17 protein-coding genes are annotated in these 17,792 nt (G+C 65.5%); 12 read left to right on the forward strand and 5 right to left on the reverse strand.

Going from position 1 to position 17,792, the window contains the following annotated elements; genetic code table 11:
* Positions 1-41: 41 nt before the first annotated feature.
* Both alkB and AC6A67_RS06320 read right to left on the reverse strand, forming a co-directional pair.
* On the reverse strand, positions 42-725 hold the full coding sequence (alkB, locus tag AC6A67_RS06315) for a DNA oxidative demethylase AlkB (protein ID WP_498035695.1): 684 nt from the start codon (positions 723-725) through the stop codon (positions 42-44).
* A gap of 124 nt (positions 726-849) precedes the next feature.
* A complete protein-coding gene (locus AC6A67_RS06320) occupies positions 850-1,515 on the reverse strand; it encodes a TetR/AcrR family transcriptional regulator (protein WP_498035696.1) in 666 nt (221 codons plus the stop codon).
* 117 nt (positions 1,516-1,632) lie between these two features.
* On the opposite strand from AC6A67_RS06320, the gene AC6A67_RS06325 reads away from it, so the two are divergent.
* Together AC6A67_RS06325 and AC6A67_RS06330 are read left to right on the forward strand one after the other, a co-directional pair.
* Positions 1,633-3,138, forward strand: a complete 1,506-nt coding sequence (locus AC6A67_RS06325; protein ID WP_498035697.1) for an MFS transporter — start codon at positions 1,633-1,635, stop codon at positions 3,136-3,138.
* A 272-nt stretch (positions 3,139-3,410) separates the two neighbouring features.
* Complete coding sequence (locus tag AC6A67_RS06330) at positions 3,411-3,776, forward strand: YbaN family protein (protein WP_498035738.1); 366 nt, start codon at positions 3,411-3,413, stop codon at positions 3,774-3,776.
* Positions 3,777-3,856: 80 nt separating this feature from the next.
* Here the strand turns inward: AC6A67_RS06330 and AC6A67_RS06335 are convergent, their stop codons facing one another.
* Both AC6A67_RS06335 and AC6A67_RS06340 read right to left on the reverse strand, forming a co-directional pair.
* Complete coding sequence (locus AC6A67_RS06335) at positions 3,857-5,116, reverse strand: Glu/Leu/Phe/Val family dehydrogenase (RefSeq protein WP_498035698.1); 1,260 nt, start codon at positions 5,114-5,116, stop codon at positions 3,857-3,859.
* 334 nt (positions 5,117-5,450) lie between these two features.
* The gene (locus AC6A67_RS06340) at positions 5,451-5,945 is read right to left on the reverse strand and encodes a peptide deformylase (protein ID WP_498035699.1); all 495 of its coding nucleotides are present in this window, start codon (positions 5,943-5,945) and stop codon (positions 5,451-5,453) included.
* 593 nt (positions 5,946-6,538) lie between these two features.
* On the opposite strand from AC6A67_RS06340, the gene nspC reads away from it, so the two are divergent.
* From nspC to tenA, 3 genes are all read left to right on the forward strand, one after another.
* A complete protein-coding gene (gene nspC, locus AC6A67_RS06345) occupies positions 6,539-7,639 on the forward strand; it encodes a carboxynorspermidine decarboxylase (RefSeq protein ID WP_498035700.1) in 1,101 nt (366 codons plus the stop codon).
* 41 nt (positions 7,640-7,680) lie between these two features.
* Positions 7,681-8,919, forward strand: coding sequence for a saccharopine dehydrogenase family protein (locus AC6A67_RS06350; RefSeq protein ID WP_498035701.1), 1,239 nt, complete (start codon positions 7,681-7,683; stop codon positions 8,917-8,919).
* A 332-nt stretch (positions 8,920-9,251) separates the two neighbouring features.
* On the forward strand, positions 9,252-9,956 hold the full coding sequence (gene tenA, locus AC6A67_RS06355) for a thiaminase II (RefSeq protein WP_498035702.1): 705 nt from the start codon (positions 9,252-9,254) through the stop codon (positions 9,954-9,956).
* A 9-nt stretch (positions 9,957-9,965) separates the two neighbouring features.
* Here tenA and AC6A67_RS06360 read toward each other — a convergent pair whose 3' ends face one another.
* Positions 9,966-10,256, reverse strand: a complete 291-nt coding sequence (locus tag AC6A67_RS06360) for a helix-turn-helix transcriptional regulator (protein WP_498035703.1) — start codon at positions 10,254-10,256, stop codon at positions 9,966-9,968.
* Positions 10,257-10,497: 241 nt separating this feature from the next.
* Between AC6A67_RS06360 and AC6A67_RS06365 the strand changes: the two genes are divergently transcribed.
* The 7 genes from AC6A67_RS06365 (at position 10,498) to AC6A67_RS06395 (ending at position 17,753) form a co-directional block, all read left to right on the forward strand.
* Positions 10,498-13,488 (forward strand): monovalent cation/H+ antiporter subunit A, encoded by a 2,991-nt coding sequence (locus tag AC6A67_RS06365; RefSeq protein ID WP_498035704.1) that lies wholly within the window; start codon positions 10,498-10,500, stop codon positions 13,486-13,488.
* Positions 13,488-13,826, forward strand: coding sequence for a Na+/H+ antiporter subunit C (locus AC6A67_RS06370; RefSeq protein WP_498035705.1), 339 nt, complete (start codon positions 13,488-13,490; stop codon positions 13,824-13,826). Before AC6A67_RS06365 ends, AC6A67_RS06370 begins: the two co-directional genes overlap by 1 nt.
* A complete protein-coding gene (locus tag AC6A67_RS06375) occupies positions 13,823-15,511 on the forward strand; it encodes a monovalent cation/H+ antiporter subunit D (protein WP_498035706.1) in 1,689 nt (562 codons plus the stop codon). Before AC6A67_RS06370 ends, AC6A67_RS06375 begins: the two co-directional genes overlap by 4 nt.
* The gene (locus AC6A67_RS06380) at positions 15,508-16,011 is read left to right on the forward strand and encodes a Na+/H+ antiporter subunit E (protein WP_498035707.1); all 504 of its coding nucleotides are present in this window, start codon (positions 15,508-15,510) and stop codon (positions 16,009-16,011) included. The genes AC6A67_RS06375 and AC6A67_RS06380 overlap by 4 nt, the downstream gene beginning before the upstream one ends.
* A gap of 2 nt (positions 16,012-16,013) precedes the next feature.
* The gene (locus AC6A67_RS06385) at positions 16,014-16,295 is read left to right on the forward strand and encodes a K+/H+ antiporter subunit F (protein WP_498035739.1); all 282 of its coding nucleotides are present in this window, start codon (positions 16,014-16,016) and stop codon (positions 16,293-16,295) included.
* Positions 16,292-16,714 (forward strand): monovalent cation/H(+) antiporter subunit G, encoded by a 423-nt coding sequence (gene mnhG / locus AC6A67_RS06390; RefSeq protein WP_498035708.1) that lies wholly within the window; start codon positions 16,292-16,294, stop codon positions 16,712-16,714. The genes AC6A67_RS06385 and mnhG overlap by 4 nt, the downstream gene beginning before the upstream one ends.
* Positions 16,715-16,832: 118 nt before the next feature.
* Positions 16,833-17,753 carry a sugar transferase gene (locus AC6A67_RS06395; RefSeq protein WP_498035709.1) on the forward strand — a complete coding sequence of 307 codons (921 nt, stop codon included), beginning with the start codon at positions 16,833-16,835 and terminating at the stop codon, positions 17,751-17,753.
* The last annotated feature ends 39 nt before the right edge of the window (positions 17,754-17,792 follow it).

A 17,792-nucleotide genomic window follows, 5' to 3' on the forward strand; every position in this document is an offset into this window, starting at 1 on the left:
TCGGGCTACTGTTCGCGCACCCTGGCCGGGGACAGGCCCCGTCAAGGCGTGGCGGGCGGCGTCAGCGCGCTGCGGAAGGTGAGATTATAGCGCAGCGCGCCCGTGGCGGGGTGCATGCCGTCCTTCAGGCGCAGCACTCCGTGATAGAACAGCCGCGAGGGCCCGCCCCACACCACCACATCGCCGTGGCGAAGCTCATATTTCGCCACCGGGTCAGCGCGTTTGGCGCCGCCGAACTGGAACACGCAGGGCAGCCCCAGCGACACCGAGACGATGGGCTGGGTGAAATCCGCCTCATCCTTGTCCTGGTGCAGCGCCATGCGGGCGCCGGGGGCGTAGCGATTGATCAGGCAGGCGTCGGGCGCAAAACCGGCGAACCCGGCCTCAGCGGCGCAGGCGCTGGCCAGCTGGCGGAACAGCGCCGGCATGGCCGGCCATGGCGCGCCGGATTGCGGGTCGTTGCGCTCGTAGCGATAGCCGCGCCTGTCGGTGGTCCAGCCCGCCGCGCCGCAGCTGGTCATGGCCACCGACATCTCAAAGCCGCCGGGCGTCTGCATGTGGCGGAACGGGGCCGCCGCAGCCACCGCATCAATGGCGGCGATGAGCGCCCCGGCGTCCTGAAGCGCCCGGCGCCGCAACAGAATGGCGCCCGGCGCCATGGTCTCGATTGGCTGCGCCTGGCCAGGGTCGCCGCCAGAGGCATCCGCCGCATAGAACAAATCCATCGGGGCCTCCTCGCGCCGCTGGGGCGCCGCGGGTCCGCGCTGGCCGACGCTCGCCGGTGCAGCGGCAAACCTTCATCCCACGATCAACGCGTGAAGGGCGCGCGTGGTTCGCGGCGTATCAGGCTCAGTCGGCGGGATCCTGGCCAGCGGCTGGCGCCGCCAGCGCGGCGATGTCGCCGAAAATGTCATCCCATTCGCCGTCTGTCATGTCGAGCAGGCCGAAGGAGCGCAACAGGAACACCCCTTCCGTCGCCAGAAACGCCAGGCGCAGACCATCGCGATCCGGTTTTGGGCTGGCGGCGATCTCGCGCAGGCGGCTGGTGTACCAGGCGCGCGCCTCGGTCCGCTGGTCGGCGCTGGCCGACATGGCGGCGAGCATCACCGCCGCCCGGTCGGCGGAGGCGAGGCCCGATTGCGCCGTGGCCGCCACATGCGCCCGCACCTGCCCGGCCACCGAGCCGTCATTGCCGGGGATCGCCGCCACCTCGGCGTCGAACTCCCCCTCCCAGCGCTGCACCATGGCGCGGACCATGGCGTCGCGCGAACCAAAGCAGTACTGAACCCCGCCCTTGCTGATTCCGCCAGCACGGGCAACGGCTTCGATTGTCAAACCATTGATACCTTTGTCGCGTATCACTGCCTCCGCGGCGTCAAGAACCGCGTTTCTGTCGATGGTTTGCCTGCGCCCCATAGCCCCTGATCCTTCGGATCGCCTGATCCCAGGCGCTGACCCAAAACCCTTACGCCCGGCGCCTGTGTTTGCGTCAATCGGCCAGACTTTCAAGTCCATCACGACGGCGTGACGACGGACCCTCTTTTCAATCCATACGTATGGATTTATAAGACGACCACATTTAGCGCAACCTCCGGAGGCTGTAAGAGGAAGCCCCGGACACAATGGTGACCCATGTCTTCCCCCAATCGCTGGATCGTCCTTGCGATCGCATCCAGCGCGCTACTGCTTGTCGTTGTCGACATGACAGTGCTGTATACGGCCCTTCCCACCCTTACCCATGATCTGAACGCCACGGCGACCCAGAAGCTCTGGATCATCAACGCTTACGCGCTTGTGGTCGCTGGCCTGTTGCCCACCGCCGGCGCGCTCAGCGACCGCTTTGGCCACAAGCCGATGCTGCTCGCCGGCCTCGGCGTGTTTGGCGTCGCTTCGGCCTTCGCCGCCTTTGCCCCCAGCGCCGGCGCCCTGATCGCCGCCCGCGCCCTGCTGGCGGTCGGCGCGGCGCTGATGATGCCCACCACCCTTGCGATCATCCGCATCACCTTCACCGATGAGCGCGAGCGCGCCCTCGCCATTGGCGTCTGGGCGGCCATCGCCTCGGGCGGCGCGGCGCTTGGCCCGCTGGTCGGCGGCCTGATGCTCACCTGGTTCTGGTGGGGCTCGGTGTTCCTGATCAATCTGCCGATCGTCATCATCGCCCTGGCGGCGGGCATCCGGCTGATCGCGCCGTCGCGCCCCAATCCCGCCCGGGTCATCGATCTGATCGGCGCGGCCCTGGTGATGGTCGGCGTCATCGCCCTCGCCGTCGGCGTCAAGGAGATTGGCGCTGGCGCCCGTGCGCCAGGCGTGGTCCTGGCCGCTTTCGCCATCAGCGCCATCGCCCTCACCCTGTTTGTGCGGCGCCAGCGCGGCATGGCGGCGCCGTTGATCGATTTCGCCATGTTCCGCAAGCCGGTGATCGCCATTGGCGTTCTCGTGGCGATGCTCAGCTCCATGGCGATGATCGGCATCGAGCTGGCCTATAGCCAGCGGCTGCAATTGGTGCTGGGGCTGACGCCGCTGCAGGCGGGCCTGATGATCCTGCCGCTGCCGCTCGGCGCCCTCGCCGCCGGTCCGGCGGCGGGCTGGCTCACCGGTCGCTTTGGCGCCACCCGCATCATGTGGATGGGCATGGCCATCGCCGGCGTGGCGCTTGGCCTGTTCATCGCCTCGCCATCTGGCCAGCATGTGGCGCACGCCATCCTGCTGGCGATAGCCAGCGGCGGCATGGGCGCCGCCATGACCTCCGCCTCGGCGGCGATCATGGGCGCGGCCCCGCCTGACAAGACCGGCATGGCCGCTTCGGTTGAAGAAGTGTCGTTCGAGCTTGGCGCGGCGATTGGCGTTGCGGCCATCGGCGGCGCCCTCTCGGGCCTGTACAGCAGCGCCATGGGCGGCGTGGCCGGCGCGCCCGCCGCTGCCCGCGACAGTCTCGATGGCGCCCTGCGCGCCGCCGAAGCGCTGTCGCCCGACGTCGCCGCCGGCCTGCTCAGCCAGGCGCGGCTGGCGTTCGACACCTCGTTCAACGCTGTGATCGCCATGGCCGCTGGCCTGGTGCTGCTGACGGCGCTGCTCATCCGCATCGCGGCGCGCCACGCCCAGCGCGGCGCCGTCGCGCCGCTCAGGGCGCATCGCTGACGAAGGTCAGCCGAGTTTTCCGCCGACTGAGCGGAGATACGCGCCGGCTGAAGGCTGGGACCTGCTCCCGTGATCGCCGGGCGCCAATGCGACGCGCCGCTATGGTGCGTCGCATTGGCATGGCTGCGTCCTTCAAGGCGTGCGGGCTGACGTGGCTTGACGCTGGGCACGTACGCCGCCACAGCAAGGAGTAGCTGGCCGCCCTCGAGCGCGGCGCGTGACGGCCGGGGGCGCGACGGGTGCGAGACGCAACGATCTACCGCTTCGCCTGGATGGGCCTTGGCCTCGTGTTCGTGGCGCTGGGCGCTGTGGGAGCCGCCCTGCCGCTACTGCCGACGACGCCGTTTCTCATCCTCGCCGCCGGCTGTTTCGCCCGATCTTCGCCGCGCCTCGAAGCGTGGCTGCTGGCCCATCGGCGCTTTGGGCCATTGCTGGCAAATTGGCGCGCCCACCGGGCCATTCCCCCCTACGCCAAGGCCATGGCCTGCGCCGGCATCTGCATCAGTTTCGTATCATTTTATCTCGGCGCACGGCCTGGCTGGCTGGGCGCAGGCGCCATGGCCGTGGTGCTGCTGGCGGCGGCGCTTTACGTGTTGTCGCAGCCGAACGGGCCGCCGCGCCCGCCGCCGCCGCGCTGACGCCGCCAACAAAAAACGCGCCCCCCGATGCGGGGGACGCGCCATGATCTGCTCAAGGAGCTTTCGCCGTGCGCGCTGGCTCAGGAGGCGAAATAGGACTGGGTGCCGTGCGCCTCGATGGCGGTGGCCAGACGCTGCAGGGCGTGGACATAGGCGGCGCTACGGACGCTGATGCCCTTCTCCTTCGCCAGCAGCCAGATCGCCCGGCCCTCGGTCTCCATATTGGTCTTGAGACGCTGGTGGATTTCGCTGACCGTCCAGTAGAAGCCCTGACGGTTCTGCACCCACTCATAATAGGACACGGTGACGCCGCCGGCGTTGGCCAGAATGTCAGGCAGCACCACGACATTCTTGCGGAACAGGATCTCGTCGGCCTCCGGAGTGATCGGGCCATTGGCCAGCTCGACCACGACGCGAGCCTTCACCTGCTCGGCGTTGCCGGCGTTAATCAGGTCTTCCATGGCGGCCGGGACCAGCACGTCACAGTCGATGCCGACGATGGCGTCCGGCGGCAGGGCCTCCACGCCATTGGCGCCCGCCAGCGAGGTCAGCTTGCCGGCGGCCTTGGCGTCGAGCACGGCGTCAACGTCGAGGCCGGTCTTGCAATACAGCGTGGCGCGCGAGTCAGACACGGCCACCACCTTGTAGCCGACGTCGGCCATCAGGCGGGCCATATGGGTGCCGGCGTTGCCGAAGCCCTGGATGGCGACGGTGGAGCCAGGCGCCACGCCCAGATCGCGCTCAAGGTGCCGCACCAGATAGAAGCCGCCGCGGGCGGTGGCGTCATCACGGCCGAGCGAGCCGCCCAGAGCGATCGGCTTGCCGGTGATCACCGCCGGGGCGTTCTTGCCGATGATGTTGGCGTATTCATCCGCCATCCAGCCCATGATCATGGCGTTGGTGTAGACATCCGGGGCCGGGATGTCGCGGTCGGGGCCGATGACATTGGAGAAGGCCTGCATGTAAGCGCGCGACAGGCGCTCCAGCTCACCCTTCGACAGCGCATGCGGATCGACCTGCACGGCGCCCTTGCCGCCGCCATAAGGCAGGTTCATCACGGCGCATTTGAAGGTCATCCAGAAGGCCAGCGTCTCCACCTCATCCATGGTGGAATGCGGATGGAAGCGGATGCCTCCCTTGGTCGGGCCGCGGGTGTCGTCGTAGCGGCAGCGCCACGACATGAACGATTTGCGCGAGCCATCGTCCATGCGGACCATCAGGCGCATCTTGGTGGTTTCGCGCGGGTATTTCAGCTTTTCCAGGACGTCCGCATCGAGATCAAGATGCCGCGCCGCGTCATCCAGACGGGTCAAGGCCTGTTCAAGTTGGGACTTTTGCATGTTCTCAGATCCTGAAAGCTGTCTGGCGCTGACCGCTGCTCGACCGCATCCTGCATCGTCGGACACACGCCGGTCGTTACTGCATGCGATCGATGCAGCACAGGCGCTGTGCCCGATTCCGCCCTGATGTGTTTACGTCTTGCGCGACCCCGCGCCAGCCGGTCACGCGACTGGGGGGTGTTTTGGATACATGCGCCCGCCATCCGCGCGCACGCCATCAGACCGCGGATGTTTAAAGCCGCTGCGCGCAATTTTCCAGCAGTTTTCATTGTTTTTGAGCATTATTTGCCCAGGCGACAGCAGGTCGCAGGCAACGCGCCCAATAAGCAGGCAACTAGCCGCCCTGCTTGCGCCAGCGGGCGATCGCCCGGTCACGCTTGAGTTTTGACAGGCGCTGGAGCCAGAACACCCCATTCATCTGGTCGACCTCATGCTGCACACAGGCGGCGCGAAACCCGTCGAACCACGCCTCGTGGGTTGCGCCGTCGAGGTCCTGCCAGCGCATCAGCGCCCGCGCCGGACGCTGCACCACGGCGCTGGCCCCGCGCATGGCGATGCTGCCTTCCGTATGCGACGCCATCTCGTCTGAAGCGTCGACGATCTGCGCATTGACATAAAACTGCGGCGCCGGGTCCTCCGGCAGTTCCAGCACGAACAGCTTGCGCATCAGGCCGAAATGCGCCGCCGTAGCGCCGACGCCGGGCGCGGCGCGCATGGACGCCAGCACGTCGGCGGCCAGTTCTCTTAACGCTGCGTCAAATTCTGTCACCGGCGCCGAGACGTTGGCGAGGCGGGGATCAGGCCAGGAGAGCGGCGGATAGATGGCCATGGCGGCGGCTCCAGCAGGGCAAATCAGTCAGGACGCCGCGTGTGTAACGCGGTTTGGCAGGCAATGGGCAAATCCGTGGGGCGACCGGCGTCCTTCCATCTCCACGGCAAGTTTGACTTGAGTTTTTTGCGGCAGAAGGCTATGGCGTCGCCATCCGCGTCATGCGGAATGCATCTGCTGGTTGGGGAGGACGCCATGTCACAAGACGGCCTCTTCCAATTGGGGATGGGCGCAGTTCTGCTGAAAGCCTCCCAAACGGAAGACATGATCGCCCGCCGCGTCTGTGGAATGACAGCGCGAACGGCCGCCCGGATACGAGGCTTGCGAGACGCCGACAGCGTCTGGACTGCCAGCGCCGCATGTGCCCGGCGCAGCACTTTCACCTTGATGTAACTGATCCGCGCGACGCGGCGCATGTGCCCGCGTCCGTCGCTGTGATCCCGGTGACATAACTTAGCGGCAAAATGGGCTGGCGCATGAGATGCGCCACAGGCCCCTGATCTGGCGTCGTCGCCAGGACGTCGTGACGTTGCTGCCGGCTGAGTGCAGAGCGTGCAACGGGCCGCGCCGCCCATCGCCACAGGATATCGCAATTGACCTTGCAGACGCCGTATTACCTGATCGACAAGACCGCGTTGCTGCGCAACATGGAGATCATCCGGCGCGTGCGCGCGCAATCCGGGGCCAAGCTGCTGCTGGCGCTGAAGTGCTTCGCCACCTGGTCGGTGTTTGACCTGATGAACCAGTATCTCGACGGCTCCACCTCGTCGTCGCTGTATGAGGTGCGTCTTGGTCGCGAGAAGTTCGGCGGCGAGACCCACGCTTATTCCGTCGCCTACGCTGATCACGAGATCAACGAGGTGATCACGCACGCCGACAAGATCATTTTCAATTCGCTCGGCCAGTTCGAGCGCTTCGCTGAGCGCGCCGTCGGCATCCAGCGCGGGCTGCGGCTCAATCCGGGCGTCTCGTCCTCCAGCTTCGACCTCGCCGATCCGGCGCGTCCGTTCAGCCGTCTGGGCGAGTGGGACGCCGACAAGGTGCGTCCCTACATGGATCGCATCGACGGCTTCATGATCCATAACAATTGCGAGAACGGCGACTTCGCCCTGTTCGACGCCATGCTCGGCCAGATCGAGGAGCGTTTCGGCGACCTGCTGCGCCAGGTGAAGTGGGTCAGCCTCGGCGGCGGCATTCATTTTACCGGCGAGGGCTATGACCTCGACGCCTTCTGCGCGCGGCTGAAGGCGTTCGCCGAAACTTATGGCGTGCAGGTCTATCTTGAGCCGGGCGAGGCCTCGATCACCAAAACCACCACGCTCGAGGTGACGGTGCTCGACATTCTCGACAATGGCAAACAGCTCGCCATCGTCGATTCCTCGGTCGAGGCGCACATGCTCGACCTGCTGATCTATCGCCAGCACGCCAGGGTCGAGCCCAATCGCGGCCCGCACCCTTACATGGTGTGCGGCAAGTCCTGCCTTGCCGGCGATATTTTCGGCGAGTTCAGCTTCGAGCAGGAACTCAAGGTCGGCGACCGGATCTCCATCCAGGACGCCGCCGGCTACACCATGGTCAAGAAAAACTGGTTCAACGGCGTGAAGATGCCGTCGATCGCCATTCGTGAACTGGACGGCTCGGTTCGCGAGGTGCGCACGTTCAACTATGACGATTTCGCCGCAGCGCTGTCCTGACCCTGCGGTCCTTTTCTCCAGCCTTGAGGTTTTCGCGTGAAATGAAGAAAAACGTCCTTGTCATCGGCGCCGGCGGCGTCGCCCAGGTTACTGCTCACAAATGCGCCCAGAACAACGATGTGCTTGGAGACATCCACATCGCCTCGCGCACGGTCAGCAAGTGCCGCGACATCATCGCGTCGATCCACGAGAAGAAGAGCATGAAGGTCGACGGCGTCCTTGAGGCGCACGCGCTGGATGCTCTCGACGTTGAAGCGACCAAGGCGCTCATTTCGCGCACCGGCGTTGAGATCGTCATCAATCTCGGCTCGGCCTTCGTCAACATGTCGGTGCTGCAGGCCTGCATCGAAACCGGCGTCGCTTACATCGACACCGCGATCCACGAAGACCCGCTGAAGATCTGCGAAACGCCGCCGTGGTACGGCAATTACGAGTGGAAACGCGCCGAGGCCTGCAAGGCCGCCGGCGTCACCGCCATTCACGGCGCGGGCTTCGATCCGGGCGTGGTCAACGCCTATGCGGCGCTGCTGACCCAGCGCTGGCTCGATGAGACCCACGAGATCGACATCATCGACATCAACGCCGGCAGCCATGGCAAATGGTTCGCGACCAATTTTGATCCGGAGATCAATTTCCGCGAATTCACCGGCCAGGTGTGGTCGTGGCAGAACAACCAGTGGACCTCGAACCAGATGTTCGAGATCCGCAAGGAGTGGGATCTGCCGGTGGTTGGAACCAGCACCACTTACATGACCGGCCATGACGAGATTCATTCGCTGTCGAAGAACCTCGGCGTGCCGAATGTGCGGTTCTGGATGGGTTTTGGCGATCACTACATCAATGTCTTCACGGTGCTGAAGAACCTCGGCCTGCTCTCCGAGCAGCCGGTGCGCACCGCCGAAGGCATCGAGATCGCCCCGCTGAAGGTGGTGAAGGCCGTGCTGCCGGATCCGTCGTCGCTGGCGAAGGATTACACTGGCAAGACCTGCATCGGCGTGCTGGCGAAGGGCAAGAAGGACGGCAAGGACGCCGAAGCCTTCCTTTACCAGATCTCCGATCACGCGGAGGCCTTCGCCGAGGTCGGCAGCCAGGCCATCTCCTACACCGCCGGCGTGCCAGCCGCCGCCGCCGCCATGCTGATCGCCACTGGCGAGTGGGATGTGAAGCGCCAGGCCAATGTTGAGGAACTGCCGGCTGAGCCGTTCATCAATCTGCTGAACCGCATCGGCCTGCCGAGCCGCGTCAAGGACGCCGAGGGCGATCGCGACCTCAGCTTCTGAGCCTTGTTGCATCGAGAACCTGAAAGGGGCTGGCGCATGCGCCAGCCCTTTGCATATGTGCCGTCCTGACGCACGTTCCGGTCAACAGCGATCGGCGCGCGCCGCCCTTTTTTGTGCAAATTGAGCGCGTTCTGAGCGGTCTGATACCAAAGTGCGGTGAGCACTCACTCATCGCACTTTGGTCAAGCCCGTGCGGCGCCTGAGCAATCCAGGATGCGGATGCGTCAGCATCTTCGCATCCTGGTATCACGACGCCGTTTGAACAAAACGCGCTCTGTAGCTGCAACGATGGTCTGACCACATCAAAACAGCCGCCGCACCGGGAGAGAAATGTGAGCGCAAACCAGGCTAACGCCGCCGCCCATCTGGCCAACACCACCCCATTCGATCGTATGGTCGACGCCTGCCATGCCGACTGGCGCGCCTATATCGAGCACCCTTTCGTGCGCGGCATGGGCGACGGCACGCTGCCGGAGGACGCCTTCCGGCACTACCTCAAGCAGGACTATCTGTTCCTCGTGCATTTCTCCCGCGCCTGGGGGCTGGCGGTCTACAAGTCGCGCAATATCGGCGAGATCCGCCAGGGCCTCGACATATTGAAGGCGATTGTCGATGTGGAGATGGGGCTGCACATTGGTTGGTGCGCCGAATGGGGCGTCAGCGAGGACGATCTGGCGCAATTGCAGGAATCGCGCGCCAATATGGCCTACACCCGCTATGTGCTCGATGCGGGCGGCAGCGGCGACCTGCTCGACCTGCATGTGGCGCTGGCGCCCTGCGTCATCGGCTATGGCGAGGTGGCGCGCTGGCTGTTGCAGCAGCCGTTCCTGAAGCGCGAGGGCAACCCCTATATGCGCTGGATCGAGATGTACGCCAGCGAGGAGTTCCTTGACGCCGCCAACGCCGAACGCGCCTGGATCGATGCGCGCATGGCCAGCGCCACGCCGGAACGGGTCGCCGCGCTGACACGCATCTTCCGCGACGCCACGCGGCTCGAGGCGGATTTCTGGCAGATGGGCCTGACGCTGGCGGACTGACCGCCGCGGTCAGCCGGCGTCGCCGGACTGCGGCGACGGCTGGCCCGGCGCGGACCTGAGGTCGGGCTCGCGCCCATTGCTGGCGAGGCGCACCCCAGGCCCTGCGTCGCCGGCCGCGATAAAGCGCACGCCGGCCTTCTCAAACGCCTCAATAATCTGCGCCGCGCTGCCGCGCTGCAGGCCGTGGCGGCTGCTCTCGAAATCCCGGACGGTGCTGCGCGACACGCCCGCGGCCTCCGCCAGATGCTCCTGCGTCCAGTCGAGCAGGCCACGCGCCGCCCGACATTGGCCAGGGCTCATGCCGCAATCTGATTTCAGCGCAGTCCCCATCAGCACCGAGCACCCTGTAGCCGGAAAACATCACTCATCCGGCGCCGTCAAAAAATGACGCAATTTACAGACAGGAAAGGCGTTCTGCGCCTTCAATCCAATTGCCTTGAACAGCTAAAATCAACCATAATGGGCGAACGGGAGCAAGCTCGGCCTGATCGGGGCGAATTTCAGGGCGTTTCCGGTCATCTGAAAGGTCCCTCAATCGCTGATGCCTGATGCTTCGCTGCTTCTGACGATCATGTTGCTTCTGCCCTTCGTCGCCTCTGTGGTGGCGGCGGCCCTTCCATCCGGGCGGCGGAATCTGGAGGCCTGGCTGGCCGGGCTGACCGCGCTTACGGTGTTTGGCATCGGCCTGTGGTGCAGCCCGGCGATTTTCGACGGCGCCATCCTGCGGGCGCAATACGCCTGGCTGCCTGATTACGGGCTGAATTTCAGCATCAGGCTCGACGGTTTCGCCTGGGCCTTCGCCATGATCGTCTCGGGCATCGGCGCGCTGGTGGTGCTGTATGCGCGCTATTACATGTCGCCGGACGATCCGGCCGCGCGCTTCTATTCGTTCCTGCTCGGCTTCATGGGCGCAATGCTCGGCGTCGTGATCTCGGGCAATCTGATCCAGCTGGTGTTCTTCTGGGAGCTGACCAGCATCTTCTCCTTCCTGCTGATCGCCTATTGGCACCACAAGGACGCGGCCCGCGACGGCGCCCGCATGGCGCTGACGGTCACCGCCGCCGGCGGGCTGTGCCTGTTCGCCGGCATGCTGATCATCGGCCACATTGTCGGCAGCTATGAGCTCGATGTGGTGCTGACCTCTGGCTCGGCCATCGTTGAGCATGCGCTGTATCTGCCGGCGCTGCTGCTGGTGGCGGCCGGCGCGCTGACGAAGAGCGCGCAGTTCCCGTCCCATTTCTGGCTGCCACGCGCCATGACGGCGCCGACGCCGGTCTCGGCCTATCTGCACTCCGCCACCATGGTGAAAGCGGGCGTGTTCCTGCTGGCGCGCATGTGGCCGGTGATGGCGGCGAGTGATTACTGGTTCTGGCTGTTCACGCCGATTGGCGCGGCGACGCTGGTCATCGGCGCCTTCCTCGCCATGTTCCAGCAGGATCTGAAGGGGCTTTTGGCCTATTCCACCATCAGCCATCTCGGGCTGATCGTGCTGCTGCTTGGTCTTGGCAGCCCGCTGGCCGCCGTGGCGGCGATCTTCCACATGATCAACCACGCCACATTCAAGGCGTCGCTGTTCATGGCCGCCGGCATCATCGACCATGAGGCGGGGACACGCGACATTCGCCAGCTCGGCGGGCTGTATCGCGCCATGCCGATCACCGCGACGCTGGCCATGGTGGCCGCCGCCGCCATGGCGGGCGTGCCGCTGCTCAATGGCTTCCTGTCGAAGGAAATGTTCTTCGCCGAAACCATTGAAGCCCACGTTGATTCCTTCTTCGACCACGCCCTGCCCTATATCGCCACCCTGGCCGGCATGTTCTCGGTGGCCTATTCGCTGCGCCTGATCGACCAGGTGTTCTTCGGCCCCAAGGCGACCGACCTGCCGCGCAAACCGCATGATCCGGCCCTGTGGATGCTGGCGCCGGCGGCGCTGCTGGCGCTGATCTGCCTTTTGGTCGGCGTGTTTCCCACTTTTGTCATCGGCGCCTTCCTCTCCGCCGCCGTGCATGGCGTGCTCGGCGGCCAGACGCCGGAATACAGCCTCGCCGTGTGGCATGGCCTCAACCCGGCGTTGCTGATGAGCGTCGTGGCGCTGGGCGGCGGCACGCTGACCTATCTGGGGCTAAAGGACTATCTCTCGGGCGAGGTCGAGGGCCCGCCGCTGTTGCGAAGGCTCTCGGGCCGCCGGCTGTTCGAGCGCGCCATCGCCATGCTGTCGTGGCGCTGGGCCCGTGTGCTGGAAGATCTGCTCGGCACCCACCGGCTGCAGACGCAATTGCGCGCCCTCGTTGTCGTCATGGTGCTGGCCGGCTGCTGGCCGCTGATGGCCGGCGCCGGCTTCTCACCGGCCCAGGCGCTCGCCAATGTCGGCGCCTGGCTTGGCGACACCTGGCTCTCCACCGCGTGGCTGACCTCCTCTGCGCCGATGGTCGGCATGTTTGATCCGGCGTTGCTGCTGGTGTGGATTGTCGGCGTCGCCTGCGCCGTCGGCGCCGCCTGGCAGGCCAAATACCATCGGCTGGTGTCGCTGATCCTGATGGGCGGCTCCGGCCTCGCCACCAGCATCACCTTCGTGTGGTATTCCGCCCCGGACCTCGCGCTAACCCAGTTGCTGGTCGAGATTGTCACCGTGGTGCTGATCCTGCTCGGGCTGCGCTGGATGCCGCGCCGCGACGAGCTGATCTCCGGCGACATGCAGACCTCTGCCCGCATGCGCCGCCTGCGCGATCTGTTCATCGCCATCGCCGCCGGCGCCGGCGTGGCGGCGCTGGCCTTCGCCATGATGACCACCCCGCAGGGCCCGACTATCGGCGACGATTTCATTCGCCGCGCCTATCCGGAGGGCGGCGGCCAAAATGTGGTCAATGTCATTCTGGTGGACTTCCGTGGATTTGATACGCTTGGCGAGATCACGGTGCTTGGCGCCGTCGCCATCACGGTCTTCGCCCTGCTGCGCCGCTTCCGGCCAGCCCGTGACAGCTTCGTGGTGCCGGACCAGAAGCGCTTCCAGATCGACTATGACCGCACGCGTTTTGCGCCGGTGAAGGCGTTCATCGACAGCCACATCATGCTGGTGCCAGGCATCATCGTGCGGCTGCTGTTCCCCGTCGTCTGCGCCATGGCGGTGTTCCTGCTGATGCGCGGCCATGACATGCCGGGCGGCGGCTTTATCGGCGGCCTGACCTTCGCCATCGCCTTTATCCTGCAATACATTGTCGGCGGCGCCCGCTGGGTCGAAGACCGCATCGTGGTGCTGCCGATCCGCTGGATCGGCGCCGGCATCCTGCTGGCGGCGCTTACCGGGCTCGGGGCGGTGTTCGTCGGCTACCCGTTCCTGACGACATTCTTCCGCTACGTCTATCTGCCGGTGTTCGGCAAAACGCCGGTGGCCAGCGCCCTGGTGTTTGACCTTGGCGTGTTCGCCCTGGTGTTCGGCGCCACGGTGCTGATGCTCATCGCCATCGCCCACCAGTCGATCCGCGTTTACCGCACCATGGAAAAGGCGGCGGCGCGCACCAAGGGAGAACAGTGATGGAACCGGTGATTGCTCTCGCCATCGGCGTGCTCACCGGCTCTGGCGTCTGGCTGGTGCTGCGTCCGCGCACGTTCCAGATCCTGGTCGGCCTGTCGCTGATCTCATACGCGGTGAATCTGTTCATCTTCTCCATGGGCCGGCTCAAGGTCGGCGCGCCGGCCTTCTCCGATGGCCTGATTTCGCCGCGCGATCTGGCTGACCCGGTGCCTCAGGCGCTAGTGCTGACTGCTATCGTCATCAGCTTCGCCATGACGGCGCTGTTGCTGGTGGTGACGCTGGCCTCACGCGGGCTGACCGGCACCGACCACGTCGATGGCCGGGAGGACGGCCTGTGAGCTGGAGCGAACACCTCATCCTCGTTCCCATCATTCTGCCCATGCTCATGGCGGGCCTGATGCTGATGATCGACGGCCGCAACGGCAACGTCACCGCCGGACTGAGCGTGGCGACCACTTTCGCGCTGCTGCTGATCGCCATGGCGCTGCTGGCCCAGGCGTCTGCGGGCGGCGCCCAGAGCGCCGTGCAGGTCTATCAGGTTGGCAACTGGCCATCGAACATCGGCATCGTGCTGGTGCTTGACCGGCTCGCCGCCATGATGCTGGCGCTGACGGCGCTGCTCGCAGCAGCAGCGCAGGTGTTTTCGCTGGTGCGCTGGCAGAAGGCCGGCAGCTTTTTCCACCCCTTGTTCATGATCCTGCTGGTGGGGCTCAACGGCGCCTTTCTGACCGGCGATCTGTTCAATCTGTTCGTATTCTTCGAGATCATGCTGGCGGCGTCCTACGGGCTCGCCCTGCATGGCTCGGGGCACGCCCGCGTCAAGGCGGGCCTGCATTATGTGGCGGTCAATCTCGTCGCCTCGTCAGCATTCCTGATTGGCGTCAGCCTGATTTACGGCGCCACCGGCTCGCTCAACATGGCCGACATCGCCAGCCGCATCAGCGCGCTGGACGCCGACGGCATGCGGCTGTTCCGCGTCGGCGCGGCGGTGCTGGGCGTGGCGTTTCTGGTGAAGGCGGCGGTGTGGCCGCTGGGCTTCTGGCTGCCCACCACCTATTCGGCGGCCGGGCCGCCGGTGGCGGCCATGTTCGCCATCATGACCAAGGTGGGCATTTACGCCATCATGCGTCTTGGTCTGCTGTTCTCGCCCGATGGCCAGACCAACGTGATCGCCGCGGGCGGGCTGCTGCTGACTGGCGGCGTCATCACCATCGTCTATGGCATGCTGGGCATGCTGGCCTCCCAGGCCATGGCGCGCCTCGCCGGTTTCAGCGTGCTGGCATCGTCCGGCACCATCCTCGCCGTGATGGGCGCGGGCAACGCCAATGTGTTCAGCGCCACGCTGTTCTATCTGTTCAGCTCCACCATGGCGATCGCCGCCTTCTTCATGCTGATTGAGCTGGCGGAGCGTGGCCGGGCCCGCGCCGATGACGTGCTGGCGGTGACGCTGGAGGCCTATGGCATCGTCTATGACGAGGACAAGGACGACCAGCAGGACGCCCGCGTGGCGGTGCCCGCCATTCTTGCGCTTCTCGGCGTGGCCTTCATCGGCTGCGCGTTGATGCTCGCCGGCCTGCCGCCTCTGGCCGGGTTCATCGCCAAATTCGCCATGCTCGACGCCCTGCTCGACCAGGCGCGCAACGTCAATGCGCCAGGGTCATCATGGTCCGCATGGCTGCTGGTGGGCGTGCTGGTGGTCTCGGGTCTCGCCACGCTGATCGCCATGATGCGCGCTGGCATCCGCACCTTCTGGCCATCGTTTGAGCGTGAGGCGCCGCGGGTTAGCGTGCTGGAGTTCGCGCCAGTGCTGGTGTTGCTGGGACTGTGCGTGGCGCTGACCGTGCAGGCGGGCCCGGCGATGCGCTTCGTGCGTGACACCACTGACCAGCTGACCGAGCGTAAGCTCTATATCGACGCGGTGATGAAAAAGCCCGTGGTGATGGCGGTCCCGGCGGCCGCCGCCAAGACTGGCGCCAGTCCGGCCTCGCCAGTTCCAGCCAGCCAGCAGCGAGCGGCGAAATGAAGCTCCGTCGCTTTATGGCCTGGTTGCTGCCGTGGCCGGTGATCTCGGCGCTGACGCTGGCGGTGTGGCTGCTGCTTAACCAGAGCGTCTCGCCCGGGCAGATCGTGCTCGGGCTGGCGGTGGCGCTGACGGCGCCCCGGCTGCTGACCCAGCTCGACCTGCCGCCGTTGCGGCTGCGGCGGCCATGGGGCGTCATCCGGCTGCTCGGCAATATTCTGCCGGACATCCTACTCTCCAATTACAAGGTGACGCGGGCTATCCTGTTCAGCGGCGCCGAGCGCGAGAGCGGCCATGTGCTGGTGCCGCTGACTATCCGCTCGCCCTATTCGCTGTCGGTGCTGGCCTGCATCCTGACCGCGACCCCAGGCACTGCGTGGGTGGCCTATAATCCGCACACCGGCGTGCTGCTGATGCATGTGCTGGACAAGCAGGACGCAGACACGCTCGCGGAGGCCATTACCCGCCGCTACGAATACTGGCTGCTGGAGGTGTTCGAATGAGCCTGAGCATGACCCTCCTGACCTGGTCGCTGATGGCCGCCCAGTTCATGCTGGGCCTCGCCATGGTGCTGTCCTCGGTGCGGATGTTCCGGGGACCCCGCGCCCAGGACCGGGTGCTGGCGATGGATTCGCTTTATATGAACGGTATGATGCTGATGCTGGTGTTCGGCATCGTCTCCGGCAGCACGCTCTATTTTGAGGCGGCGCTGGTGATCTCGCTGCTCGGCTTCGTCTCCACCGTGGCGCTGGCCAAATTCCTGATGCGTGGCGAGGCCATCGAATGATCGCCATCAAGGATCTGCCCGACTGGGCGGCGCTGCTCACCGCTTTGCTGGTGTTCGCCGGCGCCGCTCTGACCCTGACCGGGACCATCGGCCTTGTGCGGCTGCGCAATTTCTATGAGCGGGTGCATGCGCCGACCCTCGGCGCGACGCTTGGCCTGGGCTGCGTGCTGCTCGGCTCCATGCTGTATTTCTCGGTCAGTGAAACCCGGCCAGTGGTGCATGAGGTGCTGATTGGCATTTTCGTCACCATCACCACGCCAGTCACCATGCTGATGCTGACCCAGGCGACGCTGTATCGCGATCGCGCCGAAGGCAAGGCGCCGAAGTTCACCGACGCGCCGCCGCTGGTCAAGGATAGCGCTCCGGCTCTGGAAGACATTCTGCCGGTCGCCGCGCCGCCGCCCAAGGATTTGGCCTGAAGCGCAATCCGCTTCATTTAAAACGTGTGTGCATAACTCTGGCTTGAATTAACCATATCTACTTGAAACTACTTTCACCTCCCTGCTTGAATGGCGGCATCCGCACAGGAGCGCCGTCATGCCGAACGTCGATCTCCGCCTGCCCGCCACTGTCACCGTCGCTGCCTGGCCTGGGTCGCCCGGTCGGGCGTCGCCGGGGCGACAGCTTTGGGCCAGGCGCGCTCTGGACCTGTGCCTTGCAGCCTGTCTGCTCCTCCTGCTCGGCCCGCTCCTCGCCGTCATTGCGCTGCGCATTCGGCTTGATAGCCCAGGACCTGTCCTGTTCCGGCAAGTCCGCACCGGATTTCGCGGCGCGCCCTTTGTGATCATCAAATTCAGGACGATGCGGCGCCGACCGCGGTCAGCGATGCACAGCGCCCTGGAGAACGGTAGCTTTGAGCAGCGCCTGCGCCTGATCCAGGTAGCGCAGGATGATCGCGACATCACCCGCTGCGGCCGTTTGCTGCGCGCCAGCCGGCTGGACGAGGCCCCGCAGCTTCTGAATGTGCTGAAGGGCGACATGGCGTTGGTCGGCCCGCGTCCTCACATGCCGGCGCTTGACGAATTGTTCCGCGATGCGCTGCCCGACATTGGGCGCCGCTACAGCGTGAAGCCCGGACTGACGGGGCTGGCACAGGCGCGGGGCCAGGTCGGCGCGACGCCTGACGCCGCCAGCATGGCCGCGCGCCTTGCGAGTGATCTTGTCTATGTCGAGCGGCAGAGTCTTTGGCTTGACCTGAAAATCCTTCTCAAGACGGTCGCGTTACTTTGTGGATACATGCAGATACAGCAAGGCGCCGGCCAAAAAACGCCAGGCGCTCTGACGATCCGCTCTACCAAATGCCAGTCGACACCGTTACATAGGGATTCTGCGCGGCGGCTCTCACGAGCGACGTCGACGCGCGCGGCTCCAGCAACGGAGCCGCATATGCCGCGCGCCGCCTCCTCTCAATCCGGAGGCGGGGGCAAAGACAGACTATTGGGAGGCAATTCGGCCTGACGGCTGGAGGGGCAGTCTCCATGTTAGAGCGACTGGCGA

It is taken from the genome of Camelimonas sp. FR25, assembly GCF_059740505.1.